We start from the raw sequence: 25,715 nt of genomic DNA on the forward strand, positions 1-25,715 counted from the left end.
CGGCCGCGGCGCTATTGCGCGGCGATGCTGGGCATGATGCCGATACGGTCCGACACCACCTGCACCGCGTCCAGCGCGCTCTGACGATCCGGATAGGGTCCGATCTTGACCCGGTACAGGTTGTTGGATTGTTCGACGGCCGCCGGGGGCGCGCCAACCATGCCCAATTGGCTGTTGATGCGGCTGACCAGCGACTGCGCATTGGCGGGCTGGCTGAACGCGCCCACCTGCAGGTAGACGCTGCCGGGCTGGCGCACGGGCGCGGCGCCGGGCGTCGGGGCCGGCTGTTGCGCCAGCGGCTGGGGCGCCAGCGCCACCGGGACGGCGGCGACGGGCGTGGCCACGGGCGTGGAACCGGTCGCCGATGCGGGGGCGGGGGCAGGGGCTCCCTGCGAGGCCAGGCGGCGAATGTCGTCCTGCGTGATGCTTTCGACCACCACCTGCCCGCTGCCCGGTCCGATGATGCCCAGCTTGTAGGCCGCCACGTAGGAAAGGTCCATGATGCGGTCGCTGTGGAACGGACCCCGGTCATTGACCCGCACGATGATGGTCTTGCCATTGACCAGGCTGGTGACGCGCGCGTAGCTGGGAATCGGCAGTGTGGTGTGCGCCGCCGTCATCGCGTACATGTCGTAGGGTTCGCCGATCGAGGTCGAGTTGCCGTGGAATTTCTTGCCGTACCACGAGGCGATGCCCTGGCGCTTGTAGGGCCGGCCGCTGGTATCGGGCACATAGCGCTGGCCGAACACCACATACGGACGATTGGCGCCGCTGGCGTACGGCTCGATGCGCGGCACCGCGTCCGGCACCTGGTCCAGGTTGGACGGCGGATTGGCGTCCGGGCCGTCGTCCTTGTAGTATCCGCCGCCCTTCTTGCGTCCCCCGGTGGAAGAGCAGCCGGCCACGGCAATGGCCAGCAACAGCATCATCAGGATATGGAGCGGACGGGACAGGGTCATGCGGATTCGTCGGGCAGTTGGGTGCGATGGCGCACCAGCAGCGGATCGTGGTCGGCAAAGCGCTTGGCCAGCTGTTCGACCACATAGACCGAACGGTGCTGGCCGCCGGTGCAGCCGATGGCGACCGTGAGGTAGTTGCGGGTGTCCTGCGTGTATTGCGGCAACCAGCGGTGCAGGAAGCCGGTGATATCGTCGATCATCAGGCCGACCTGCTCATAGCCGGACAGCCAGGTGGCGACCGGCTCGTCGCGGCCCGTCAGGGGGCGCAGGTTGCGGTCGTAATAGGGGTTGGGCAGGCAGCGCACGTCGAACACCAGGTCGGCGTCGCGCGGCACGCCGCGCTTGTACGCGAACGATTCGAAGGTCAGCACCAGCGGCGCGCGGTCGGCCTGGATCAGGTCGCGGATCCAGGCGCGCAACTGGCCGGGCGTGAGTTCGGAGGTGTCGATGACATGTTCCTGCTCGCGCAGCGGCGCCAGCAGTTCGCGTTCGAGCGCGATGCAGTCGGTCAGGGAAGGCGTGGTGCCGCCGCGTTGCAGGCGGTCGGTCAGCGGGTGGCGGCGACGCGATTCGGAATAGCGCTGCACCAGGGTATCGGTACTGGCGTCCAGGAACACCACGCGCAGGCTGGTCCCCATGGCGCGCAGCGCCGTGACCACGTCGGGCAGTTCGGCCAGCTCGCCGGGCGAGCGTACGTCGATGGCCACCGCCACGCGCTCCAGGCCGTCGTCGCGGGCATTGGCGATGAACTCGGCCAGGAACCGCACGGGCAGGTTGTCGACGCAGGTATAGCTGGCGTCCTCGAGCATGCGCAGGGCAACCGACTTGCCTGAGCCTGAGATGCCGGTAACGAGGACGACTTTCAACATGGACATGATTGTGGCACGCTTTTCCAGGAGGATGCCGGGGGTTGGCATCTGATATGGCCGTAAACTGCGAATCTGCGCCTGTACTGCCTGGCGGGGTTCGGCTTAAGCTTGGGCACCCGCACACGACCGATTCACCTACGCGCCCCGCCGCCATGCGGCGCCGGGGTTGGAATTCGACTTAGTGTTAACTGGCCCTAGATGTTAGCCCTCATTTGCTTTCGTCGTGTTTCACTGCCGCGGTTTTGGGTGAAAACCCGCCTCGTGGCCGCCACCGTTGTTGCCTTTTCGGCAGCGCCCGCGCTGGCCCAGGACGCGCCGCGGGTCTTGCAGCCAGGGACCATGGTCGCCCGGGTGGCCGCCTGTACCGCCTGTCATGGCGAGCAGGGCCGCGCCGGCGCTGACGGTTATTACCCGCGCCTGGCGGGCAAGCCGCAGGAATACCTCTACCACCAATTGCTCAATTTCCGCGACGGCCGGCGCCAGTACCGGCCCATGGCGCACCTGTTGGCGGGCCTGCCGGATACCTACCTGCACGAAATGGCCGCCTATTTCGCCGACCAGCACGTGCCGTATCCGCCGCCGCTGCGCGCCGAGGTTTCCGCCGCCACGCTCGAAGCCGGCCGCCAACTGGCGCTGTCCGGCGATGCCGCCCGCGGCCTGCCGGCCTGTACGGCCTGTCATGGCACTGCGCTGGGCGGGCTGCTACCCGCCATTCCCGGCCTCCTGGGCCTGCCACGCGACTACATCGGCTCGCAGATCGGCAGCTGGAAGAATGGCCTGCGGCGCGCCGCCGCGCCCGACTGCATGGCCGATATCGCCAACAAGCTCACTCCCGCGGACATCGGCGCCCTGGCGGCCTGGCTGTCGTCGCAGCCGGTAACTGCCACCTATGCGCCCGAGCCGGCCGGCGCCCTGCGCCTGCCCGCCGAGTGCGGCAGCCAGGCGCAGCGCTGAGAGGGCCGCCGGATGAAACTGATGAAGCGTATTCTGGGCGTCCTGTTGGCGCTGGCCGTGATCACGCTGGTCGCGTTGTACTGGCTCGGCACGCGCGACGACGCCAGCACCGGCCCGGCCGCGGCGCCGGCCGACCCGCAGCAACGCATCGAGCGCGGGCGTTACCTGGCACAGGCCGGCAATTGCGCGGCCTGCCATACGGCGCGCGGCGGCCAGGCGTATGCGGGCGGCACGCCGATCCCGACGCCGTTCGGCACGATCTACGGTCCCAACATCACGCCCGACGAGCGGACCGGCATCGGCGCCTGGAGCGCGGATGATTTCTGGCAGGCGCTGCACAACGGCAAGTCGCGCGATGGCACGCTGCTGTATCCGGCCTTCCCGTACACCGAATACACCCGCGTCACGCGCGCGGACGCCGACGCGTTGTACGCCTATCTGCGCACGGTGACGCCGGTCAACCAGCCCAGCCGCGCGCCGGAACTGGAATTTCCCTACGATCAACGCATCCTGCTGGCGGCGTGGCGCGCCCTGTATTTCCGGCCGGGCGTGCAGCCACCCGATCCGGACCAATCGACCCAGTGGAACCGCGGCCGCTACCTGGTCGAAGGCCTGGGCCACTGCGCCGCCTGCCATGCGCCGCGCAACAGTCTGGGGGCCACGCGCGCGGCCGATGGCCTGGCCGGCGGCATCATCCCGACGCTGGACTGGTATGCGCCGCCGCTCACCAATGATCCGCAAACGGGCCTGGGACGCTGGTCGGCCGAGGACATCGCCGCGCTGTTGCGCACCGGCATCGCGGCGCATTCCAGCGCCAGCGGGCCGATGGCCGAGGTGGTGCTGGGCAGCACGCAGCACCTGAGCGATGCCGACGCGCTGGCGATGGGCGTGTATCTGAAGTCGCTGCCGGCAAGCCCGGCGGCGGCCGGGACTCGCGCCGCGGTGGCGCCCGCTGCCATGGAACTGGGCGGCCGGATTTACCGCCAGCAGTGCGCGCAATGCCACCAGCCGGCGGGCGAGGGCAGCCCGGGCGCGTGGCCGGCCCTGGCCGGCAATCCGACCGTGACGGCGCCGTCGCCGCTGAACGCGATCCGCATGGTGCTCGATGGCGGCTTCGCGCCGGCCACCGCGGCCAATCCGCGGCCCCACGGCATGCCGCCTTTCGGCCAGTCGCTCAACGACAACGACATTGCCATGCTGGTGTCCTACATCCGCAACAGCTGGGGCAATCAGGCAGGCGGCGTGACGCCGCTGGAGGTCAAGCGCGCCCGCGCGGCCTCCACCCGCAACTGATCAGGACAGGGGCCTGCCGGTGCCGCAGGCCGCGTGCGCCATCTCGCCCAGGGCGCGGATGGCGTCGGCCTGGGACGCGCTCCAGGGATGGCCGTAGTTCAGCCGCAGGGCATTGCCAAACTGGCCGCTGGCCGAAAATATCGGGCCCGGCGCGACGCTGATGCCGCGGGCCAGGGCCTGCCGGTGCAAGGCCAGCGCATCCACTGCCGCCGGCATGTCCAGCCACAGGAAAAAACCGCCCTGCGGACGGGTGACGCGCGTGCCCGCGGGAAACCCTTGCGCAATCGCGTTGGCCATCAGGTCCTGCTGCGCCTGCAGCGTTTCGCGCAGCCGCCGCAGGTGACGGTCGTAGCCGCCCTGTTCCAGGTACTCGGCGAGGGCGCCCTGGGCCGGGCCGGACGCCGACAGTGTCGAGGACAGTTTCAGACGCTGCACGCGCTGCGTGTAGCGGCCGGCGCTGGCCCAGCCGATGCGGTAGCCGGGCGCCAGACATTTGGAGAATGACGAGCAGTGCAGCACCAGGCCGTGCTGGTCATACGCCTTGGCGGGCACCGGCCGGGCCGCGCCGAAATACAGCTCGCCGTAGACGTCATCCTCGATCAGCGGGATTTCGTGGCGCGCCAGCAGCTCGACCAGCTGGCGCTTCTTGTCGTCGGGCATCAGGCTGCCCAGCGGGTTCTGGAATTGCGTCATCAGCCAGCAGGCCTTGGGCCGGTGGCGCTTGATCGCGCTTTCCATCGCGTCCAGGTCGACACCAGTGCGCGGATGCGTCGGTACTTCCAGGGCCTTTAGGCCCTGGCGTTCCAGCGCCTGCAATGCGCCGTAGAAGGTGGGGGCCTCGACGATGACTGTATCGCCGGGTCGGGCCACCGCTTGCAGGCACAGGTTCAGCGTTTCCAGCGCGCCGTTGGTGACCACGATATCCTGGGCCGGCACGTTGATGCCGGCGATCAGGTAGCGCAGCGCGATCTGCCGGCGCAGCGCCGGATTGCCGGGCGACAGGTCTTCCATCGTGTCCAGCGGGTCCTGGCGCTTGAGGTGCGCCGCCATGGCCTGGGCCAGGCGCGGCAGCGGAAACAGCAGGGGCGAGGGAAAGGCCGATCCCAGTGGCGTGACGTCGCGGTTGCGCACCGACCCGAGGATGTCGAAGATGCGTTCGCTGATCGCCAGCTCAGTCGATTCGCCATCCGGGTGGGAGGTGTCCGGCTCCGGCGGCAGGCTGTCGCCGCGCGTATTGACGTAGTAGCCGGAACGGGGGCGGGCGCGGATCAGGCCGCGTGCTTCCAGCAGGTAGTAGGCCTGGAACACCGTCGACGGGCTGACGCCGCGGGTGGCGCAGGCCTCGCGCACCGAGGGCAGCTTGTCGCCCACGCGCAGCACGCCGTCGCGGATCGACCTGGCGATCTCGTCGGCGAGTTTCTCGTACAGGCTCACGGTGCCGCGGGGCGACGCGCGTTCACTTGCTGCTTTGCAGGATCGCCATCGCCTGGCGCTCCATGAACTCGCCCAGGGTGTCGATGCCGCGCAGCTTCAGGATGGTATTGCGCACGGCGGCTTCGACCAGCACCGCCAGGTTGCGGCCGGCGGCTACCTGCAGCATGACCTTGCGCACCGGCAGGCCCAGCATGTCCTGGGTGATGTCCTGCAGCGGCAGGCGTTCGAATTTGTCCTGCGCGGTCGCGCGCACCAGGTGCACGATCAGCTTCAGGCGCATCTTGCGGCGCACCGAGGTCTCGCCGAAGATGGTGCGGATGTCGAGCAGGCCCAGGCCGCGCACTTCCAGCAGGTTCTGCAGCAGTTGCGGGCAGTGGCCTTCGATCATGTTGGGCGCGGTGCGCGAGAACTCGACCGCGTCATCGGCCACCAGGCCGTGGCCGCGCGAGATCAGTTCCAGCGCCAGTTCGCTCTTGCCCAGGCCGGACTCGCCGGTGATCAGCACGCCCAGGCCGAGCACGTCCAGGAACACGCCGTGCACCGTGGTGGTGGGCGCGAGCTTCTTGCCCAGGTAGATGCGCAGCAGGTCGATCAGCTGCGCCGCCGCCACCGGGGTGGACAGCAGCGGCACCTGATGCTGGTCGCATTGGTCCACCAGGTCTTGCGGCGGCGTCAGGCCATCGGCCAGCAGGATGGCCGGCACGCCGCCGATCAGCAGCTCGTCCATGTGGTGCATGCGGCGGCGCAGGTCGAAGCGGGTGTAGTACGCCAGTTCTTCCTGGCCAAACACCTGGATGCGTGACGGGTGGATCAGGTTCAGGTGGCCCACCAGGTCGGCGGCCGCCATGCCGTCATCGGGAATCGCGCGGTCCGCGGCGCCCTGGCCGGAAATCCAGTTGAAGGGGATTTTGTCGGCGTTGTCGTCGACGAGTTCCTGCACCGTAAGCATGGCAGCGTTTCCGCGAGGGGTCAGAGTTGGCCGGTGGTCAGCATCTTGTGCACGACGGCCGGGTCGGGCTCGGTGGCCAGGGCCTCGCGCAGGGCCTTGTTGGACATGAGTTGCGCCAGTTCGGCCAGGATGTCCAGGTGTTGTTGGGTGGCGGTCTCGGGCACCAGCAGACAAAGCAGCATCGAGACGGGCTGGCCGTCCGGCGCGTCGAAGGCGATCGGCTGCGCCAACCGGATGAAGGCGGCCAGCGCCTGCTCCAGGCCCTTGACGCGGCCATGCGGCACCGCCACGCCTTGTCCCAATGCGGTCGAGCCCAGGCGTTCCCGTGCAAACAGGCTGTCGAACACGAGCGCGCGCGCCAGGCCGTGGTTGTTTTCAAAGAGGAGGCCGGCCTGTTCGAACGCGCGCTTCTTGCTCGTGGCGAGCATATCGAGGACGACGTTGCCGGCGGGAAGGATGCGCGACAAATGATTCATCGGATCATTATAGGGTTATATGATGCACTGCAAAAAACTCCGGTCGGAGGCGCTGCCTGGCGGTCCGCACCCTCCTGGATCAGTCCGCCGCTCCCGGCACGAGAGCGACAGCATAGACCGATAGTGCCCGATTGTGGGCATTCTTCGTGCGTAGGCAGGTATACCGGCGCGATATGGCATCGCCGGGAACAGGGGAATTCGGGGTTTGCGTGTCGCCGCGCGGCAGGGGCCGGGGCTATGGGGGACAAAGCGGGGTGTTTGCCGATGCCCCGGCTGGACTGTGCGTCTAGCGGGACACCGGGACTTAGGCAGGATTCAGGAATCGCTGTTTCTGGGCTCGCACGGCGAGCGGGACATGAAGCGCGGTGTTACTGGGTTGGCGAAAGGCTCGCCGCTTGCCGCTTCACGGACTCTGCCGAGTGGCTTCTTACCTTGTCCTTGTGCTTGATGACCTGACGGTCGACTTTGTCAGCAAGAAGGTCTATCGCTGCGTAGAGATTTTCATCGGTTGCTTCACAATGAATGTCCTTGCCGCTAAGACGCATGGTGATTTCGGCTCTGTGCCGCAGGGGCTCTACTGAGAGCATGACCTGGGTATCGATGACGTGATCGAAATGCCGCAGCACTCGCGCCAGTTTGTTCATGACATATTCCCGGATGGCCGGGGTGACGTCGAGGTGACGACCGCAGATGCTCAGGTTCATAGTGTGCTCTCCTTCTAAAAGAGGAAAAAACGTTGCGCGGAAGGCGCGGTTGGGGTCGTTAGGCGTTCTCCTTGTTTGAGAGGTTCGTTTGATACTAGTGTATAGACTCGGGCCGATAAAACAAGCTGACCTAGCGCAAGTTCATGGCATTTTCATGGCAGCCGCCCAGGGGCGCGCCCGGGCCCTGCGTGGGGGCCCTGGGAGTTTCCCCAATCCGGGGGGGTTACATGCGGAAGTGTTCGCCCAGGTAGACGCGCCGCACGGCCGGATCGCCGACGATTTCGTCGGGATGACCGTCGGTCAGCACCTTGCCTTCGCTGATGATGTAGGCGCGGTCGCAGATGCCCAGCGTCTCGCGCACGTTGTGGTCGGTGATCAGCACGCCGATGCCGCGGCCCTTCAGGAAGCGCACGATGCGCTGGATCTCGATCACGGCGATGGGGTCGACCCCGGCGAACGGTTCGTCCAGAAGGATGAAGCGCGGGCTGGTGGCCAGGGCGCGCGCGATTTCGACGCGGCGGCGTTCGCCGCCCGACAGCGAAATGGCGGCGTTGCTGCGGATATGGCCGATCTGCAGCTCTTCGAGCAGCAGCTCCATTTGTTCATTGATTTTGGGCGTGGACAGCGCGCGGCCGTCCGGTCCCAGTTGCAGCTCAAGCACCGCGCGGATGTTCTGCTCGACTGTCAGGCGCCGGAACACCGAGGCGTCCTGGGGCAGGTACGACAGCCCCATGCGGGCGCGCTTGTGGATCGGCATGGCGGTAATGACCGAACCGTCGATCTCGATGCGTCCGGCGTCGGCCGGCACCAGGCCGACGATCATGTAGAAGCTGGTGGTCTTGCCGGCGCCATTGGGGCCGAGCAGGCCGACCACTTCGCCGCTGGAGACGGACAGGGACACGTCCTGCACCACCGTGCGGCCGTTATAGGTCTTGCGCAAGCCGGTTGCGCGCAGGCTGCCCTGCTTGACGCCCGAAGGGGCGGAGGTCACGGGACTCTGCACTGAAGGTTGGTTCATCGTGGCTGCGTATGGGTGGCGTGGGAGGCGCTTCAGCGCCCCTTCTTCGATGCTTGTTGCTTGCGGCACTCGGCGATGGCGGCGTCGGCCTTGGCGCGCGGTTCGGCCACCGAGCGCACCCGGCCGCCGGCGGCCGACGAGTTCGGGCCGCCCTGGGCTTCGTAGGTGCCGCTCTTCTCGTTGTAGCGCACGCGGTCGCCACGGATGGTGTCGAAAGGCTTGCCACAGACATACCGCACCACCACCGCCTGGCCGATCAGGTCGAAGGTGCTCTTGGTGCCGTCATATTCGGCGCGCAGGCCTTTGCCTTCGATCAGTTCGAAGTTCTCCGGGCGTTCCTGGCGGATGGTCACCACCTTGCCCTTGTTGGCGGTGGCGGTGCCGTACTGGTTGCCGGCCGCGTCCTCGTGCATTTCCAGCGTGTCGGAGGTCAGCGTCATCAGGCCGCGCGTCATGTTGACGTTGCCGGTGAACACGCTTTGCTTCTTGACGTCGTCGTAGTGCAGCGTATCCGACAGGATCGTGGTGGTGGGCTCCTCGGCGGGCGCGGCCTTGCTCGCGCCGGCGGCCGGCTGGGGATCGGCCGCGAGCGCCGGCGCCATCGCCGATGCCATCAGCAGCACCGCGCCCAGCAGGCGCGTGGTGGGGGCAATGCGAATCCGGAGGTCGGTCATGGTTTTTTCTGGTCAGAGGAGTTGGCAGGCGTTTCGGCGGGGCGGCGCGACTTGTTTTCCGTGCCGGCGATTTGCACGTCGGTGGCGGCCGATACCTGCAATTGGCGTGTCTTGTTGTTGTAACGCATGCCCTTGCCGTTCATGCGCGAGCGGCCCTTGATGACCTCGGCGGGCAGGTCGGTGTAGACCACGTCGTCGTCGGGCAGCAGGATCAGTTGCTGGCTGCGCACGTCCAGGACGTCGTTGTTGGCGTCGGGCTGGCGGTGCACATGGGCGTCGCCGTTCATGATGATGCGCTTGCCGCCTTGTTCCATGACGGCCGTCTTGGACACGCCCACGGTGATCGGGCTGGCCTCGCGCTGGCCGATGGCCCGCGGCTGGGTGATGTGATAGGAGTCGTCGTCGGGAAAGTGCTCGGCGTATTCGCCTTCCAGCCGGTTGATGGGACGGCCGGTGGCATCGGTGCGCAGCATCACGAAATTGCGCGACCAGGCGTCCATTTCGTGCGTGACGCGGCGCGGCGGATCCGTCTGGATGGCGCGCTGCGCGTAATCGGCGGCCCAGTACGTGCTGGCGACGAGCACCAGCAGCAGGAACAGCGCGATGAGGGAAGGAAAACGGTCTTTCATCGGGTCTGGGTAGGGTGGCGGCGCTTACTGGATGGCGCCCGGGCCGAGCAGCCCCGGCGCGGCCAGGAAACTGCCCAGCCGGCCCTGGGACGCCAGCAGCAGGTCGCAGCATTCGCGCACCGCGCCGTTGCCGCCGGGGTGCGTGGCGATCCAGTGGGCCGCCTGGCTGACGTAGCCCGGGGCATTCGGCACGCTGGCGGCGAAGCCTGCGCGTTGCATGGCCGGCAGGTCGATGATGTCATCGCCCATGTAGCCGGTCTGGTTCAGTTGGACCGCGCTGCGCTGCGCAAGTTCGGCCAGGGCCGCGCCTTTGTCGCGCACGCCCTGCATGACCTCGGAAATCCCCAGTTCGGCGGCGCGGCGCGCCACGATGGGGCCGGAGCGGCCGGTCATCAGGGCGACCTTCAGGCCGCCTTCCATCAGCAGGCGCAGGCCGTGGCCGTCCAGCGAATGGAAGCGCTTCTGCACTTCACCGGTTTCGCCATAGTACAAGCCGCCGTCGGTCAGCACGCCGTCCACGTCGAAGACCATCAGGCGCACGGCGGCGGCGCGTTCGCGGATGGCCGGCGCGATGCGGGCCAGGACCAGTGCTTCGGCGGGGTGGGTGATCGAGGAAGGAAGGGTCATAGTCATACCACTTTGGCAGCCATCAGGTCGTGCATGTGCAGGGCGCCGAGCAGGGCGCCATCGGCGTCCAGCACCAGCATGTGATTGAGCCGCAGTTCGTCCATCTGGCGGGCGGCCTCGACGGCCAGCGCGTCCGGGTTGATGCTGCGCGGCGAGCGCGTCATGCCGGCCTCGACCGTCAGGCTGCGGATGTCGCCGTAGCGTGCGATCAGGCGGCGCAGGTCGCCGTCGGTGAAGATGCCCACCGGGCGGCGGCGCGGATCGCAGACCACGGTCATGCCCATGCCCTTGGCGGACATGACTTCGAGCGCCTGCGAGACCGGCGTGCCCAGCGCCACCACAGGCAGGGCGTCGCCCTCGCGCATGACGTTACGCACATGGGTCAGCAGGCGGCGGCCGAGCGCGCCGCCGGGATGCGAGCGGGCGAAGTCCTGCGGGCCGAAGCCACGCGCTTCCAGGCAGGCCACGGCCAGCGCGTCGCCCAGGGCCAGCGCGGTGGTGGTGCTGGCGGTGGGCGCGAGGTTCAGCGGGCAGGCTTCCTGGGACACGCTGGCATCCAGGTGGACGTCGGCCTGCTGGGCCAGTTCGGACTGCGGGTTGCCGGTAATGGCCACCAGGCCGGCGCCCATGCGGCGCGCCACCGGCAGGATGGTGAGGAGTTCCTGGCCGGAGCCCGAGTACGAAATGGCGATCAGGACGTCGTCGCGGGTAATCATGCCCAGGTCGCCATGCACCGCTTCGGCGGCATGCATGAAGAAGGCGGGCGTGCCGGTCGAGGCCAGGGTCGCGGCGATCTTGCGGGCGATATGGCCGGTCTTGCCGATGCCGCTGACCACCACCCGGCCGCGGCAGGCCAGCAGCATGGCGACGACCCGCGCGAAGCCGTCGTCCAGCCGCGCGGACAGGTCCAGGATGCCCTGGCTTTCGATTTGCAGCGTCCTGCGGGCGGATGCCAGCGCGGTCTCGGACGATGTGGTGGGATGGTCGGTCATCAGGGGATTTTAATATCAGGTTGCGGGTTTGCCCCGGGCTGGGGGGTATGGCATCCTGGCGGCTCTTTCATCCGGCTATCAATCTTTCCTTTCCAGGCCCGCTCCATGTCCAGCATTCCCAGCCCCGTCCTTGGCACGCCCCTGTCCCCCCTGGCCACCCGAGTCATGCTGCTAGGCTCGGGCGAATTGGGCAAAGAGGTCATCATTGCCCTGCAGCGGCTGGGCGTAGAGGTCATAGCGGTGGATCGATATGCCGACGCGCCGGGCCACCAGGTGGCGCATCGCGCGCATGTCGTGTCGATGACCGACCCGGCGGCGCTGGAAAAGCTCATCCGCGAGGAGCGGCCGCACGTTATTGTCCCCGAAATCGAGGCCATTGCCACCGGTTTGCTGGTGGAACTGGAGGCGGCCGGCGTGGCGCGGGTCACGCCGACCGCCCGGGCGGCGCAACTGACCATGAACCGCGAAGGCATCCGGCGCCTGGCGGCCGAGACCCTGGGCCTGCCCACCTCGCCCTACGCCTTTGTCGATACCGAGGACGAACTGCGCCAGGCTATCGACGCCGGCATCGGGTATCCCTGCGTCATCAAGCCGGTCATGTCCTCATCGGGCAAGGGCCAGTCCGTGATCAAGACCGCGGACGACGTGGCCTCGGCCTGGCGCTACGCCCAGGAAGGCGGCCGGGTGGGGGGCGGCCGCGCCATCGTCGAGGGTTTCATCCGCTTCGATTACGAAATCACTCTGCTGACCGTGCGCGCGCGCGGCGCCGACGGCCAGATCGAGACACACTATTGCGAGCCGATCGGCCACAAGCAGGTCGACGGCGATTACGTCGAAAGCTGGCAACCGCACCCGATGTCGCCCGCCGCGCTGGAGCGGGCCCGCGAGATCGCGCTGGCGGTCACCGCCGAGCTGGGCGGGTTGGGCATCTTCGGCGTCGAGTTGTTCGTGGCCGGCGACCAGGTCTGGTTCTCGGAAGTCAGCCCGCGCCCGCACGATACCGGCATGGTCACCATGATCACCCAAGCCCAGAACGAGTTCGAGCTGCATGCCCGTGCCCTGCTGGGCATGCCGGTGGATACCGCGCTGCGCCAGCCCGGCGCCAGCAGCGTCATCTACGGCGGGGTCGATGCCAAGGCCGTGTCGTTCCATAACGTGGCGCAGGCGCTGGCCGAACCCGGCACCGACATCCGCCTGTTCGGCAAGCCCGAATCCTTCGTCAAGCGCCGCATGGGCGTGGGACTGGCGGTCGCCGAAGACGTGGCCGCCGCGCGCGCCAAGGCCAAGCGCGTGTCCGCCGCCGTGACCGTCAAGGCCGGCTGACGCGCACGCCGGCCCGGGCCGCGACGCCCCGGTAGCCCACCGGCCTCCAAACCACCCGCCTGCCGGCGGGTGTTTTTTCGTCGTTTGCACGCAACGGACCAGGACTGATTGCGCGGCTGGAACGCCGGAATTGTCATCGCTTGCGGCTATACCCCTATTGCGGGTGTGGTTTGTGTTTTCGCACAGTTTGTTCGATAATTTCAGGAATTTCTGAAATCAGCGTAACTATTTTTTGCCGTCGATGTTTTAGCGGGCCTGGATTGATCATGGTGCTTACCCCTCAAACCGAACGTTTCGTCCTGCACTTTGGCGAAATGGGCAGCCGTTGGGGCGTCAATCGCACCGTCGGCCAGATCTACGCCCTGCTGTTCCTGGCGCCCGAGCCCCTGCCGGCCGAGGACATCGCCGAAACACTGGGCTTTTCCCGCTCCAATGTCAGCCTGGGCCTGAAGGAATTGCAGTCCTGGCGGCTGGTGAAGCTGGTGCACCAGGTCGGCGACCGCCGCGACTACTTCGAGACCCCCAAGGATGTCTGGGAGATCTTCCGCATCCTGATGGAAGAGAAGCGCAAGCGCGAAATCGATCCCACCCTGACCCTGCTGCGCGACACCCTGCTCGAGCCCCCGGCCGGGCCCGATGGCGCCTACGCGCAACAGCGCATGACCGAAATGCTGGAGCTCATCGAACTGTCCACCGGATGGTTCGATGAGGTTCAACGTCTGCCGCCGGAAACCCTGCAGAACCTGATGAAACTGGGTTCGAAAGTGCAGAAGGTGCTGGGCTTCGCCGGCAAGTTGCGGGGCAAAGGCTGATCGCCGATCTGTCCCGAATTTTTCAGGAAACCTCTATGAAGCTGTATACAACGCCCTTATCATGGCGCCAGAGACGGCCTGGGCACCATGCCGGTTGCTGTGGCCACTCACTTGCCTGGGAGCGCTCCCATGATTGATCTCGACGTCGTCAACCTGTCGCGATTCCAGTTTGCCGCGACCGCGCTTTACCACTTCCTCTTCGTCCCTCTCACGCTTGGCCTGTCGTTCATCCTGGCCATCATGGAAAGCGTGTACGTCATGACTGGCCGCCCCATCTGGAAGCGGATGACCATGTTCTGGGGCACCCTGTTCGGCATCAACTTCGCACTGGGCGTGGCCACGGGCGTGGTCATGGAGTTCCAGTTCGGCATGAACTGGTCGTACTACAGCCACTACGTGGGCGACATCTTCGGCGCGCCGCTGGCGCTCGAAGGGCTGATGGCCTTCTTCCTGGAAGCCACCTTCGTCGGCCTGTTCTTCTTCGGCTGGAACCGCATGTCCAAGGTCAGCCACCTGGTGGTGACCTGGCTGGTGGCGTTCGGCACCAACTTCTCGGCGCTGTGGATCCTGATCGCCAACGGCTGGATGCAGAACCCGGTGGGCGCGGTGTTCAACCCGGACACCATGCGCATGGAAATGACCGACTTCGCCGCGGTCATCTTCAACCCGGTGGCGCAGGCCAAGTTCGTGCACACGGTCAGCGCGGGCTATGTGGCCGGCGCCATGTTCGTCATGTCGATCAGCGCCTGGTACTTGCTCAAGGGCCGCCACACCGACCTGGCCAAGCGCTCGATGGCGGTGGCCGCCAGCTTTGGCCTCGCCTCGGCCCTGTCCGTGGTGGTGCTGGGCGACGAGAGCGGCTATCTCACGACCGAACACCAGAAGATGAAGATCGCGGCCATGGAATCCATGTGGCATACCGAGCCGGCGCCCGCGTCCTTCAACCTGATCGCGCTGCCCAACCAGGCCGAACGCAAGAACGACTTCGCCATCGAGATTCCCTACGTCATGGGTATCATCGGCACGCGGTCGCTGACCACGCCGCTGCTGGGGATCAACGACCTGATCCTGCGCGCCGAGAACCGTATCCGCGATGGCATGGTGGCGTACGACGCCTTGCAGAAGATCCGCGCCAATCCCAAGGACGTCGACGCGCGCATGGTGTTCGATCGCACGTGGCCCGATCTCGGCTACGCGCTGCTGGTCAAGCGCTACCAGCCCGACATGAGCAAGGTCACCGAGGACGACATCAAGAAGGCGGCGGTGGATACCGTGCCGAACGTGGCACCGCTGTTCTGGGCGTTCCGCGTCATGGTGGCCGTGGGCATGTACCTGATCCTGTTCTTCGGCGTGGCGTTCTGGCTGGCCTCGCGTGGCCGCCTCGACGGCCGTCGCGGCCTGCTGAAGGTGGCGCTGTGGAGTCTGCCGATGCCATGGATCGCCATCGAGAGCGGCTGGTTCGTCGCCGAGTATGGCCGCCAGCCCTGGGTGATCGAGGGCGTGCTGCCGACGTACTACGCGGCCTCGGGCCTGACGGTCGCCGACCTGGCCATCAGCCTGGCGATCTTCCTGGTGCTGTACACGACACTGCTGATCATCGGCGTGAAGGTGATGCTGCATGCCGTGAGGAAGGGCCCTAAGTCTGACACGCCGGCGCCCGCCAGCGCCGCCGCCGATCCAGTCCACGCCGCCGTGCGCGCCTGAGGGGAGAGAAGCAATGGATACCCTTATTCCTTTCGACTACGCCACCTTGCGGGTGGTCTGGTGGGTGCTGCTTGGCGCGTTGCTGATCGGCTTCGCCATCATGGACGGGTTCGATCTGGGCGTGGCCGCGTTGTTGCCGGTGGTCGCCAAGACCGACGCTGAACGCCGCGTCGTGATCAACGTCGTCGGCCCGGTCTGGGAAGGCAACCAGGTGTGGCTGATCACCGCGGGCGGCGCCATCTTCGCCGCCTGGCCGCTGTTGTATGCCGCGTCCTTCTCGGGCTTCTATCTGGCGATGATGCTGGCGTTGATCGCATTGATCCTGCGCCCGGTCGGCTTCAAGTACCGCAGCAAGATGGAAGGCTCGCGCTGGCGCAACAGCTGGGACGGCGTGCTGTGCTTCTCGGGCGTGGTGGCTTCGCTGGTGTTCGGCGTGGCCGTGGGCAACATCATCCTGGGCGTGCCGTTCACCTTTGACGAAAACGCGCTGCGCATGGTGTACCAGGGCCATTTCTACCAGCTGTTCACGCCATTCGCGTTGCTGTGCGGCGTGCTCAGCGTGGTGATGCTGGCGATGCACGGCGCCGTGCTGCTGGCCTGGCGCACCGAGGATCCGGTGTCGTCGCGGGCCCGCAATTGGGGCCGCCTGTGCGCATTGCTGACGCTGGTGCTGTTCGTCGCGGGCGGCTTCTGGGTGACGGCTTTGGACGGCCATGTCATCACCAGCGCCGTGGACGCGCAGGGGCCGTCGGATCCGATGCTCAAGAGTGTCGCCGTGCAGGCCGGCGCCTGGATGGCCAACTATGCCAAGTGGCCGCTGATGTGGATCGCGCCCGCGCTGGGCGTGGCCGGCGCCGTGCTGGTGCTGCTGCTGTTGACGCTGCGTGCCAACGTGCTGTCGTTCCTGGCCTCGGCGGTCTCGATCGCCGGCGTCATCCTGACGGTCGGCTTCTCGCTGTTCCCGTTCCTGATGCCGTCGTCGAGCAACCCGCAGGCCGGCCTGACGGTCTGGGATGCCTCGTCCAGCCACTTGACGTTGTGGATCATGGTGATCGCCGTGGTCGTCTTCCTGCCCATCGTGACGGTGTACACCGCCTGGGTGTACCGCGTCATGCGCGGCAAGGTGACCCACGCATCCGTGGGCGACACGCCCAACTCGTACTGACAAAGGAGCCTTCACCATGTGGTATTTCTCATGGATACTCGGCCTGGGACTGGCGTGTGCATTCGCCATCCTCAATGCAATGTGGTTCGAGCTGCGCGAAGGTCACTCGCATGACCCGCGCGCCAGCCGCAGCGACGAGTGAGCGGCCCCGCCAGCAGCCTGGAGCATGATCCCTCGGCCAGCCTGGGCAAGCCACCGCGCGAACAGTCGCGCTGGCTGCGGGCGCTGGCCGGGGCGGCCCGGCTGCCGCTGATGCTGGCGGGCGCGGCGCCGCTGCTGGCGGGCGCGCTGCTGGTGGTCCAGGCGTGGCTGCTGGCCAGCGTGCTGGATGCCGCCATCGTGCGGCAGGTGCCGCGCCAGGAGCTGCTCGGCCAGATCCTGGCCATCGCCGCGCTGATGCTGGCGCGCGCCTGCATCACCTGGGCCGGCGAGCGCGCCGGGGCGGATGCCGCCGAGCGTATCAAGCGCCATGTGCGCCAGGCCTTGTTCGCGCGCCTGCTGCATAAGGGGCCGGACTGGAGCCGCAGGCAGGCTTCCGGCGAAATCGCCAGCGCGCTGGTGGATCAGGTCGAGGCGCTCGACGGCTTTTTTTCCAAATATCTGCCGACCATGGCCGCGGCGGCGCTGCTGCCCGTGGCCTTCTCTGTATTGCTGTTGCCGGTGGACGTGGTCGCGGGACTGGTGCTGCTGATCACCGCGCCGCTGATTCCGTTGTTCATGGCCCTGGTGGGCTGGGGCGCCCAGGGCGCCAGCCGCCGTCATCTGCAGGCCTTCGCGCGCCTGTCGGGATTTTTCGCCGACCGCTTGCGCGGCCTGTCCACCCTGAAACTATATGGACGCGCCGAAGCCGAGGCGGCCTCGGTCGCCGCCGCCAGTGACGCGTTGCGCCAGCGGACCCTGTCCGTGCTGCGCATCGCCTTCCTGTCGTCGGCGGTGCTGGAGTTCTTCGCCGCGCTGGGGGTGGCTGGAGTGGCGGTGTATATCGGCCTGAGCTATCTGGGTTTTCTCGACTTGCGCTGGTCGCCGTTCACATTGCAGGCCGGCCTGTTCTGCCTGCTGATGGCGCCGGAAGTCTATGCGCCGCTGCGCCAGTTCGCGGCGCACTATCACGACCGGGCCGCGGCGCTGGCCGCGGTCTCGCAGATCGCCAAGCTGTTCGACGGCCTGCCGCAGGAAGCGATTGACGCGCCCGTGACCGGGGCGGCGCAGGCTTGCGCCACCGGCGGCGTGAACCTGGCGGTGGCGGGCTTGACCATGCGCGCTCCCGGTCGCCCGCAACCCGTATTGGCCGAGGCCAGTCTGGCCTTGGCGCCGGGCGAGCATGTGGCGCTGATGGGCCCCAGCGGCGTAGGCAAGACGACCCTGATCGAGGCGATCGCGCGTCTGCGTACCGCCCAGGGAGACATCACCATCGATGGGGTAGCGCTGGGCCAGTGGGACGAAGCCGCCCTGCGCGCGCGGGTGGCGTTGATCGGCCAGCGGCCACAATTGCTGGCCGGATCGATCGCCGACAACATCCGGCTGGGCCGTCCGGACGCTTCCGACGAGGCCGTGCGCGAGGCCGCCCGCCGCGCCTGTGTGCTGGAGTTCGCTGCCGGTCTGCCGCAAGGGTTGGATACGCCGCTGGGTAGTCGCGGTCACGGTTTGTCCGGCGGTCAGGCGCAGCGTGTCGCCCTGGCGCGGCTGTTCCTGCGCGATCCGGGACTGATCCTGTTGGACGAGCCCACCGCCCATCTGGACGAGGCAACGCAGGCGCGTGTGCTGGACGAGATCCTGGCGTTCGCCGCCGGCCGCACGCTGCTGCTGGCCACCCACTCGCCCGCAGTCGCGGCGCGCTTCCAGCGGGTGTTGCGCGTGGCCGATGCAAAAGTGAAAGACGCATGAAGAATCTGTTGTTGCTGCTGCCCTTGTACGCGCGCCGCAAAGGGGGATTGCTGCTCGCCCTTTTCTGCGCCCTGGCGACCGTGGCGGCGGGCGTGGGTCTGCTGGGCGTGTCGGGCTGGTTCCTGACGGGCGCGGCGCTGGCTGGCGCCGGCGCCGCCTTCAACCTGTTCGCGCCGTCCGCGCTGGTGCGCGGCCTGTCATTCCTGCGGATCGTGTCGCGCTACGCCGACCGCGTGGTGGGCCATGCCGCCACCTTGCGGCTATTGGCGGACCTGCGCGCGGTGGTGTTCTCGGCCCTGATACGGCTGACGCCGCGCCAGCTGGCGCGCTATCGCAGCGGCGATCTGGTGGCGCGCATGACGGGCGACGTCGACGCGTTGGACACGGTCTTCCTGTTCGTGCTGGCGCCTTTGGCCACCGCCTTGTTGGCCGGCGCGGCCTTGACGGCGGTGCTGGGATATTGGGTGCCGGCGGCGGCGCTGGTTTTCGTGCTGGCCCTGTTGTGCGCCTGCGTGCTGGTGCCGTTTTGGCTGCTGCGCGCCGCGCGCAAGCCCGGCGCGGCCGCACAGGAGAGCGCGGCCGGGCTGCGGGCGGCCGCGCTGGATGCGGTCGATGGCCATGCCGACATGGTGGCGCTGCACGCCCAGGCCCAGACCCATGCGCATTTCGAGCGCTTGTGCGAGGCCAGCGCGCAGGCGCGCGGCAGCCAGGCGCGCGTGGCGGCCAGGGGCCAGTGGTTCCTGCAGGCGGCGGCTGGCGCGTCGGTACTGGGGATGCTCTGGTTTGGCCTGGGCCAGTACGAAGCGGGCGCGTTGGCGGGACCGCTGCTGGTGGGGCTGCTGCTGGCGGTGATCGGCATCTTCGAAGTGGCCGGTCCCATCATGCGCGGGGCCTCGCGCATGGGCTCGGCCCTGTCGGCCGCCGCGCGCATCCGCGACGTGACGCAGTGCGACCCCGATATGCGCGATCCGGCCGTGCCCAGCCCCTTGCCGCAGCATGGCGCGCTGGAACTGGTGGGCGTGGATTTTGCCTACCCGGCGCGCGCTTCGGCGCCGCCGGAGCCCTTGCTGCGCCAGGTGCATCTGCGCGTGGCGCCGGGTGAGCGGGTGGCGATCCTGGGGCCGAGCGGCGTCGGCAAGTCCACCTTGCTGCACCTGCTGCTGCGCCTGGAGGATCCGCTGGCCGGACAGGTACGCTATGCCGGGGTCGATGCCCGCGCTTGCGCGCAGGCGGACTGGCATCGGCGTATCGCGCTGTTGTCGCAGGATGCGCCAGTTTTCCTGGGCACGCTGCGCACCAATCTGCTTATCGGCGAGCCGCAAGCCGATGATGCGGCGCTGTGGCGCGCGCTCGACGCGGCCCGCCTGGGCGAATTCGTGCGCGGCCTGCCGGATGGCCTGGACACCTGGGCCGGCGAAACGGGGTCGCTGTTGTCGGCGGGCCAGGCCCGCCGTCTCTGCCTGGCGCGCGCGCTGTTGTCGCCGGCTGCGGTCATCGTGCTGGACGAGCCTACCGCCGGGCTGGATGCGGCGGCCGAGGCGGCATTCCTGGCTGACCTGGGGCAGGCGGTGCGCGGACGCACGGTGGTGCTGGCCACGCACGCGGCCTTGCCGGCCGGCGCGGTGGACCGCTGTTGCATGCTGCGCGGTGGACAACTGCATGACATGTCATCGCCCGTGGCAATCCTGGCTTAAGCGCGGTGGCGCGGTTATAGTTCGCCTTGCTTCAATTCTCCAGGGCCGTCTTCCATGCAGACCGACAACGCCGAGTACATCCGGCGCACCATCCGCAGCGTTCCAGACTGGCCCCAACCCGGTGTCATTTTTCGTGACATCACGCCAGTGCTGCAGGATCCACGCGCGTTCCGGGTATTGATCGATCTCTTCGTCTACCGCTACATGCGCCAGCGCCTGGATCTGGTCGCGGGCGTTGACGCGCGCGGCTTCATCATCGGCAGTGTGCTGGCCTATGAGTTGAACCTGGGCTTCGTGCCGGTGCGCAAGAAGGGCAAGTTGCCGTACCGCACGGTGGCCGAGGAATATTCGCTGGAATATGGCAATGCGGCCGTCGAGATGCATACCGATTCGGTGCGCACCGGACAGCGCGTGCTGCTGGTCGACGACCTGATCGCCACCGGCGGCACGATGCTGGCGGCCATCAAGCTGCTGCAGCGCCTGGGCGCAAATGTGGTCGAGGCGGCCGCCATCATCGATCTGCCCGAGCTGGGCGGTTCGGCCAAGATCGCGGCCACTGGCACGCCGCTGTACACCGTCTGTCAGTACGACAGCGCATCGGTGTAAGCCTGCGGCGTTCCCGCGCTCAGGCGTCGGATAACCGGGGCTGGATGAAGTCCAGGAACGCCTTGGTCTTGGCCGGCAGCATGCGCGATGGCAGCAGCGCGAACAGGGGCAGGGGCGTCAGGCTCCAATCGGGCAGCACGCGCACCAGTCCGGCCTGCTGGATGGCCCGTTCCATTGCGTCGAACACCAGCAGCGGCGTAATCCCCAGGCCTTGCCCGGCCAGACGGCCGAGCATGCCGACGTTGTTGGCGGACAGCCGTCCCGACACCTGCACCCGTTCGACCTTGTCGCCCGAATGCAGCATCCAGAAGGAGGATTCGTCGCGCATGGTCGGGCGCAGGCATTCGTGGTGGCTCAGGTCGGCCGGCACGCGCGGCTCGCCGTGGCGCGCCAGGTAGTCGGGCGAGGCGTACAACTGGTGTGCCATCAGCACGATCTTGCGCGAGATCAGGCTGGAGTCGGGTTGCTGGCCGAAGCGCAGGATCAGGTCGAACGGATTGCTGATGGGGTCGATCGGCCGCATGCTCAGATCGAAATCGCACTCGATATCGGGGTGCTGTTCGCGGAACTCGCGGATCACGGCGGGCAGGAACAATTGCGCCAGGCTCGTCGGCAGCGAAATGCGCAGGCGGCCCTTGGGCTGCACCGCCATGTCCAGCAACTGGTCGTGGGCGATGCGAGCCTCTTCGACGATGTGGCGGCAGCGCTCGAAGTAGATGGCGCCGGCCTCGGTCAGGTCGATCTTGCGCGTGCTGCGGTTCAGCAGCCGCATGCCCACGCTGCGCTCGAGTTCGCTGACGCGGCGCGAGAGCGTGGATGTCGGAATATTCAAGGCTTCGGCGGCGTGGCTGAAGTTCTTGCGCTTGGCGACCTCGACGAAAAGCGCGATGTCGTTAAGCTGGATATCCATGAGGCCCTCAAATCAAATTTCCATTTCTGGCAAGGTCATATGATAAGTGGATTTATTGTCCCGGCAGTGGAAATGTCTATTTAGCCGGGACAAGCAAATTCCGCCTCTCCGCCAAGTGCGCCCCGCTATTGCCGATACGTCTTGCGATTGTCCCGGCTATGCAAATATGTTCACCAAAATAAGGGTTTTTACTGAGTCCTGATCGCCAGATACTTCATCTCAGCAATCGAATTGTCACATTGCCGCTGCCGCCCTGGCCGCGGACGGTGTGCCAGGTTTAGGATGGAGTCATCACAATGAAAGCCCTTGCTACAGCACTTATGGTTACCGCGACCCTGGCGGGCATGTCCGCCGCCCACGCCGATGGCAAGACCCGCGAACAGGTGCGCCAGGAACTGCAGGCGGCCAAGGCCGCAGGCCAAGTCACCTTCGGCGAACTGGACTACCCGCCCGCCATCGCCCAGCAGACCAGCCTGACGCGCGAGCAAGTGCGCCAGGAACTGCAAGCCGCCCAGGCGGCCGGCCAGGTCACTTCCGGCGAATTGGATTACCCGCCGCCCGCCGCCGCGCCGCGCGCCGCCGGCAAGACCCGCGAGCAGGTGCGCGAAGAACTGGCCCGGGCCAAGGCCAATGGCGAATACACCTTTGGCGAGCTGGACTATCCGCCCCAAACCCGCTGAACGACCGTCAGGCACAAGCACAACCCCTTGCTCGCCAAGGGGTTTTTTGCAGGAGCGGGCGGCGCGCCGGACCGCGCGGCCTGTGGCGTCAATGCCGCAAAACTGTACGGCCGGCACAACAGGTGATGTCGGCACGGCCGTGGCCGCGGCGCCGGACCTGACGCCCGGCGCCGCAATTGCGAGCAAGAATTCACATTTGATATCAAGGCGTTAAAGCGCCTTCGCGCGGGCCTCGCGCTTCATGTGGCGGGCATTATCCCACCCATGGAAAGTTGTTCGTCGAAATCCGGATTACTTCAAATTGTTCCTGGGCCGACACTAGATTCAGTGCAGACGCCGCGCGCTCTTCTGGCCGCGGCGCGCAGGGCGCGGCGGCTTTGCCGCGTGGCTGCGGAAATGCCTTTATCTCGCCATTTTGGGGACTTTTATGAAGAAGACGCTATTGGCTGTCGCGCTGCTGACCGGCTTTGCCGGTGCCGCGCACGCTGCCGACTCCGTGACGCTTTACGGCCTGATCGACGCCGGCATCGGTTACGAGCAGGTGAAATTCAACGGCAATTCGCAAAGCCGACTCGGCGGCGTGCAGGGCGTGAGCAGCGGCTCGCGCTTCGGCCTGCGCGGCACCGAAGACCTGGGTGACGGCCTGCGTGCCGTATTCAACCTGGAGGGCGGCTTCGGTCCCATGAACGGCCAGTCGTTGCAGAGCGGCCGTCTCTGGGGTCGCCAGGCCACGGTGGGCCTGGACAGTGACTCGTGGGGCCGCCTGGAATTCGGCCGTCAGACCAACCTGGCGTCGAAGTACTTCGGCTCGATCGACCCGTTCTCGACCAGCTACAACACCGCCAACCTGGGTACCACGTTCAGCAGCGCCAACACCATGCGCCTGGACAACATGGTGCTGTACCAGACCCCGAGCATGGACGGCTTCAAGGTGGGCGTGGGCTATTCGTTCAGCGCCGATGACAGCGTCACCGACGACAAGCAGAAGGGCTTCGCCACCGGCAACAACAACCGCGTCCTGACCGCGGGCGTGCAATACGTGAACGGCCCGTTGAACCTGGCCGCCGCCTACGACCGCTTCAACCCGTCCAACGACACCACGGGCGGCAAGTCCAGCTCGCGCATCCAGGAATACATCATCGGCGGCACCTACGATTTCGAGGTGGTGAAGGTGGCGGCGGCGTTCAGCCAGACCCGCGACGGCTGGTTCATCGGCCAGAACATGGGCACTACGCCGGACGGCATGCAGAAGCTGGGCACATTCAAACTGGCCGACGGCTTCCGCGCCAACTCCTACATGATCGGCGCCACCGTGCCGCTGGGCCGTCACGCGGTGTTCGGTTCCTGGCAGCGCGCCACGCCGAACAATGACAAGCTCACCGGCGACGACGCGACGTTCAACGTCTACAGCCTGGGCTATACGTACGACTTCACCAAGCGCACCAACCTGTACGCCTATGCTTCTTACGGCGACAACTACGCGTTCCAGCGCGATGCGCGCGACACCGCGTTCGCCGTGGGTGTGCGTCACCGGTTCTAAGCGACAGACCCGGCCTGGCCGCGCCTTGCTGAATGCGCGGCACATCTCCGTGAGCCGCCGAGTGACAGCGAACCCCCCCTACAGGTCGCGGCCGGGCGGGTCTTGAGCAAAGAAGGGCAGGGCCTCCGTATGGAGGCCCTCTCGTTTTGCGCCGCGGGCTTACAGGAACAGCTTGTAGGCCGGGTTGTCGGTCTCGTTCCAGTGCGGATAGCCGAGATCGGCCACAAAGTGGCGGAACTGTTTCTTGTCGGCCGGCGGCACCTGGATGCCGATCAGGATGCGGCCGTAGTCGGCGCCCTGGTTGCGGTAGTGGAACAGGCTGATGTTCCAGTCCGGGTTCATGGCGTTCAGGAAACGCATCAGCGCGCCCGGGCGCTCCGGGAATTCGAAGCGGTAGAGCAGTTCGTCGCGCGCCTGCGCCGAGCGCCCGCCGACCATGTGGCGCAAGTGGGTCTTGGCCATTTCGTCGTGGGTCAGGTCGAGCGTGTCGAAGCCGTGGCGGCGGAAGTGGTTGGCGATCTTCGCGGGCTCGGCCGGCGACGACACCTGCAGGCCGACGAACACGTGGGCGCGGTCCGAATCGGAGATGCGGTAGTTGAATTCGGTCACGCTGCGTTCGCCGACCAGCTCGCAGAAGCGGCGGAAGCTGCCGCGCTGTTCCGGCATGGTGACGGCGAAGACGGCTTCGCGCATTTCACCGACCTCGGCGCGTTCGGCCACGAAGCGCAGGCGGTCGAAGTTCATGTTGGCGCCGCAGGCGATGGCGACCAGCGTCTTGTCCTTGAGCTTGTGCTCGGCGGCGTATTGCTTGGCCCCGGCCACGGCCATGGCGCCGGCGGGCTCCAGCACGCTGCGGGTGTCCTGGAACACGTCCTTGATGGCGGCGCAGATCGAATCGGTGTCCACCACCACGAAATCATCCACGTACTTGCGGGTGAGCCTGAAGGTTTCGGCGCCCACCAGCTTGACGGCGGTGCCGTCGGAGAACAGCCCGACGTCGTTCAACTGCACCCGGCGTCCGGCGCGCACGCTGCGCAGCATGGCGTCGGAATCCTCGGTCTGCACACCGATGATCTTGATCTCGGGGCGCAACTGCTTGATGTAGGCGGCCACGCCGGCGATCAGGCCGCCGCCGCCGATCGCCACGAAGATGGCGTCGATCGGGCCGGGGTGCTGGCGCAGGATCTCCATGCCCACGGTGCCCTGGCCGGCGATCACGTCGGGATCGTCGAAGGGATGCACGAAGGTCAGCTTTTCCTTCTTTTCCAGCGTTTGCGCGTGGGCGTAGGCATCGGAGAAGCTCTCGCCGGCCAGCACGACTTCACCGCCAAGGCGGCGCACCGCGTCGATCTTGACCTGCGGGCTGGTGGTGGGCATGACGATGACCGCGCGGCAGCCGAGCCGCGAAGCCGCCAGCGCCACGCCCTGGGCGTGGTTGCCGGCCGAGGCCGCGATGACACCGCGGTTGCGCGCGGCCGGGGCCAGGTTGGCCATCTTGTTGTAAGCCCCGCGCAGCTTGAAGCTGAAGACGGCCTGGGTGTCCTCGCGCTTGAGCAGGATCGTGTTCGCCACGCGCTGCGACAGCAGCGGCGCGGCTTCGAGCGGCGATTCGACCGCGACGTCGTAGACCTTGGAGGTCAGGATGCGTTTCAGATAATCGGTGGACATGGACTGCGCTGGGGTAGGAGCGGAAAAGTGGGCGGCGCGGCAGGCGCGCGCCAGCATGGCGTGATCGCGATTATTGCAGGGAAAGCCGCGGCCGCCGATGGGGTGCCGGCGCTTTCGCCATGGACCGGACGCGCGCGGGGAGGGCGGCGGG

25 protein-coding genes are annotated in these 25,715 nt (G+C 67.1%); 12 read left to right on the forward strand and 13 right to left on the reverse strand.

Annotation, left to right across the window (positions count from 1 at the left end; all coding sequences use genetic code 11):
• Nucleotides 1–11: 11 nt before the first annotated feature.
• Nucleotides 12–959, reverse strand: coding sequence for a septal ring lytic transglycosylase RlpA family protein (locus tag K2W61_RS10095; RefSeq protein WP_175132873.1), 948 nt, complete (start codon nucleotides 957–959; stop codon nucleotides 12–14).
• Nucleotides 956–1,828: an RNase adapter RapZ gene (gene rapZ / locus K2W61_RS10100; RefSeq protein WP_175132880.1), complete on the reverse strand. Its 873-nt coding sequence runs from the start codon at nucleotides 1,826–1,828 to the stop codon at nucleotides 956–958. Before rapZ ends, K2W61_RS10095 begins: the two co-directional genes overlap by 4 nt.
• Nucleotides 1,829–2,167: 339 nt before the next feature.
• Between rapZ and K2W61_RS10105 the strand changes: the two genes are divergently transcribed.
• Both K2W61_RS10105 and K2W61_RS10110 read left to right on the forward strand, forming a co-directional pair.
• Nucleotides 2,168–2,782 carry a c-type cytochrome gene (locus K2W61_RS10105; protein WP_236756969.1) on the forward strand — a complete coding sequence of 205 codons (615 nt, stop codon included), beginning with the start codon at nucleotides 2,168–2,170 and terminating at the stop codon, nucleotides 2,780–2,782.
• Nucleotides 2,783–2,794: 12 nt separating this feature from the next.
• On the forward strand, nucleotides 2,795–4,075 hold the full coding sequence (locus tag K2W61_RS10110) for a cytochrome c (RefSeq protein WP_175132871.1): 1,281 nt from the start codon (nucleotides 2,795–2,797) through the stop codon (nucleotides 4,073–4,075).
• Here the strand turns inward: K2W61_RS10110 and K2W61_RS10115 are convergent, their stop codons facing one another.
• The 9 genes from K2W61_RS10115 to K2W61_RS10155 all read right to left on the reverse strand — a co-directional run bounded on the left by K2W61_RS10115 (nucleotide 4,076) and on the right by K2W61_RS10155 (nucleotide 11,578).
• A complete protein-coding gene (locus tag K2W61_RS10115) occupies nucleotides 4,076–5,509 on the reverse strand; it encodes an aminotransferase-like domain-containing protein (RefSeq protein WP_236755538.1) in 1,434 nt (477 codons plus the stop codon).
• A 22-nt stretch (nucleotides 5,510–5,531) separates the two neighbouring features.
• The gene (gene hprK / locus K2W61_RS10120; protein ID WP_006216298.1) at nucleotides 5,532–6,458 is read right to left on the reverse strand and encodes an HPr(Ser) kinase/phosphatase; all 927 of its coding nucleotides are present in this window, start codon (nucleotides 6,456–6,458) and stop codon (nucleotides 5,532–5,534) included.
• A gap of 20 nt (nucleotides 6,459–6,478) precedes the next feature.
• Nucleotides 6,479–6,934 (reverse strand): PTS sugar transporter subunit IIA, encoded by a 456-nt coding sequence (locus K2W61_RS10125; protein ID WP_175141303.1) that lies wholly within the window; start codon nucleotides 6,932–6,934, stop codon nucleotides 6,479–6,481.
• A gap of 368 nt (nucleotides 6,935–7,302) precedes the next feature.
• On the reverse strand, nucleotides 7,303–7,638 hold the full coding sequence (hpf, locus tag K2W61_RS10130) for a ribosome hibernation-promoting factor, HPF/YfiA family (protein ID WP_006389882.1): 336 nt from the start codon (nucleotides 7,636–7,638) through the stop codon (nucleotides 7,303–7,305).
• A 223-nt stretch (nucleotides 7,639–7,861) separates the two neighbouring features.
• Nucleotides 7,862–8,656, reverse strand: coding sequence for an LPS export ABC transporter ATP-binding protein (gene lptB / locus K2W61_RS10135; RefSeq protein WP_175141302.1), 795 nt, complete (start codon nucleotides 8,654–8,656; stop codon nucleotides 7,862–7,864).
• A gap of 32 nt (nucleotides 8,657–8,688) precedes the next feature.
• The gene (gene lptA, locus K2W61_RS10140) at nucleotides 8,689–9,330 is read right to left on the reverse strand and encodes a lipopolysaccharide transport periplasmic protein LptA (protein WP_175132868.1); all 642 of its coding nucleotides are present in this window, start codon (nucleotides 9,328–9,330) and stop codon (nucleotides 8,689–8,691) included.
• Nucleotides 9,327–9,959 carry an LPS export ABC transporter periplasmic protein LptC gene (lptC, locus tag K2W61_RS10145; RefSeq protein ID WP_175132867.1) on the reverse strand — a complete coding sequence of 211 codons (633 nt, stop codon included), beginning with the start codon at nucleotides 9,957–9,959 and terminating at the stop codon, nucleotides 9,327–9,329. Before lptC ends, lptA begins: the two co-directional genes overlap by 4 nt.
• A 24-nt stretch (nucleotides 9,960–9,983) precedes the next feature.
• Nucleotides 9,984–10,586, reverse strand: coding sequence for a KdsC family phosphatase (locus K2W61_RS10150; protein ID WP_419761598.1), 603 nt, complete (start codon nucleotides 10,584–10,586; stop codon nucleotides 9,984–9,986).
• 2 nt (nucleotides 10,587–10,588) lie between these two features.
• A complete protein-coding gene (locus K2W61_RS10155; protein WP_175132865.1) occupies nucleotides 10,589–11,578 on the reverse strand; it encodes a KpsF/GutQ family sugar-phosphate isomerase in 990 nt (329 codons plus the stop codon).
• A gap of 105 nt (nucleotides 11,579–11,683) precedes the next feature.
• Between K2W61_RS10155 and purT the strand changes: the two genes are divergently transcribed.
• From purT to K2W61_RS10195, 8 genes are all read left to right on the forward strand, one after another.
• Nucleotides 11,684–12,901, forward strand: coding sequence for a formate-dependent phosphoribosylglycinamide formyltransferase (purT, locus tag K2W61_RS10160; RefSeq protein WP_236755539.1), 1,218 nt, complete (start codon nucleotides 11,684–11,686; stop codon nucleotides 12,899–12,901).
• A gap of 266 nt (nucleotides 12,902–13,167) precedes the next feature.
• The gene (locus K2W61_RS10165; RefSeq protein WP_175132863.1) at nucleotides 13,168–13,713 is read left to right on the forward strand and encodes a GbsR/MarR family transcriptional regulator; all 546 of its coding nucleotides are present in this window, start codon (nucleotides 13,168–13,170) and stop codon (nucleotides 13,711–13,713) included.
• A gap of 129 nt (nucleotides 13,714–13,842) precedes the next feature.
• Nucleotides 13,843–15,417: a cytochrome ubiquinol oxidase subunit I gene (locus tag K2W61_RS10170; protein WP_175132862.1), complete on the forward strand. Its 1,575-nt coding sequence runs from the start codon at nucleotides 13,843–13,845 to the stop codon at nucleotides 15,415–15,417.
• A 13-nt stretch (nucleotides 15,418–15,430) separates the two neighbouring features.
• Complete coding sequence (gene cydB, locus K2W61_RS10175; protein ID WP_175132861.1) at nucleotides 15,431–16,582, forward strand: cytochrome d ubiquinol oxidase subunit II; 1,152 nt, start codon at nucleotides 15,431–15,433, stop codon at nucleotides 16,580–16,582.
• A gap of 16 nt (nucleotides 16,583–16,598) precedes the next feature.
• Nucleotides 16,599–16,724 carry a cytochrome bd-I oxidase subunit CydX gene (cydX, locus tag K2W61_RS10180; protein ID WP_006224717.1) on the forward strand — a complete coding sequence of 42 codons (126 nt, stop codon included), beginning with the start codon at nucleotides 16,599–16,601 and terminating at the stop codon, nucleotides 16,722–16,724.
• Complete coding sequence (cydD, locus tag K2W61_RS10185; protein ID WP_175132860.1) at nucleotides 16,721–18,466, forward strand: thiol reductant ABC exporter subunit CydD; 1,746 nt, start codon at nucleotides 16,721–16,723, stop codon at nucleotides 18,464–18,466. The genes cydX and cydD overlap by 4 nt, the downstream gene beginning before the upstream one ends.
• Nucleotides 18,463–20,160 carry a thiol reductant ABC exporter subunit CydC gene (cydC, locus tag K2W61_RS10190; RefSeq protein WP_236755541.1) on the forward strand — a complete coding sequence of 566 codons (1,698 nt, stop codon included), beginning with the start codon at nucleotides 18,463–18,465 and terminating at the stop codon, nucleotides 20,158–20,160. Before cydD ends, cydC begins: the two co-directional genes overlap by 4 nt.
• 54 nt (nucleotides 20,161–20,214) lie before the next feature.
• Nucleotides 20,215–20,766, forward strand: coding sequence for an adenine phosphoribosyltransferase (locus K2W61_RS10195; protein WP_006391794.1), 552 nt, complete (start codon nucleotides 20,215–20,217; stop codon nucleotides 20,764–20,766).
• Nucleotides 20,767–20,785: 19 nt separating this feature from the next.
• Here K2W61_RS10195 and K2W61_RS10200 read toward each other — a convergent pair whose 3' ends face one another.
• Complete coding sequence (locus K2W61_RS10200; RefSeq protein ID WP_049076849.1) at nucleotides 20,786–21,676, reverse strand: LysR family transcriptional regulator; 891 nt, start codon at nucleotides 21,674–21,676, stop codon at nucleotides 20,786–20,788.
• A gap of 296 nt (nucleotides 21,677–21,972) precedes the next feature.
• Between K2W61_RS10200 and K2W61_RS10205 the strand changes: the two genes are divergently transcribed.
• A complete protein-coding gene (locus K2W61_RS10205) occupies nucleotides 21,973–22,356 on the forward strand; it encodes a DUF4148 domain-containing protein (RefSeq protein ID WP_236755543.1) in 384 nt (127 codons plus the stop codon).
• Nucleotides 22,357–22,783: 427 nt separating this feature from the next.
• A complete protein-coding gene (locus K2W61_RS10210) occupies nucleotides 22,784–23,896 on the forward strand; it encodes a porin (RefSeq protein ID WP_175132857.1) in 1,113 nt (370 codons plus the stop codon).
• Nucleotides 23,897–24,055: 159 nt separating this feature from the next.
• Here the strand turns inward: K2W61_RS10210 and ilvA are convergent, their stop codons facing one another.
• Nucleotides 24,056–25,621, reverse strand: coding sequence for a threonine ammonia-lyase, biosynthetic (gene ilvA / locus K2W61_RS10215; RefSeq protein ID WP_175132856.1), 1,566 nt, complete (start codon nucleotides 25,619–25,621; stop codon nucleotides 24,056–24,058).
• Between the last annotated feature and the right edge of the window lie 94 nt (nucleotides 25,622–25,715).

Origin of the sequence: Achromobacter pulmonis, assembly GCF_021733725.1 — a bacterium.
Taxonomy (GTDB): domain Bacteria; phylum Pseudomonadota; class Gammaproteobacteria; order Burkholderiales; family Burkholderiaceae_B; genus Achromobacter; species Achromobacter pulmonis.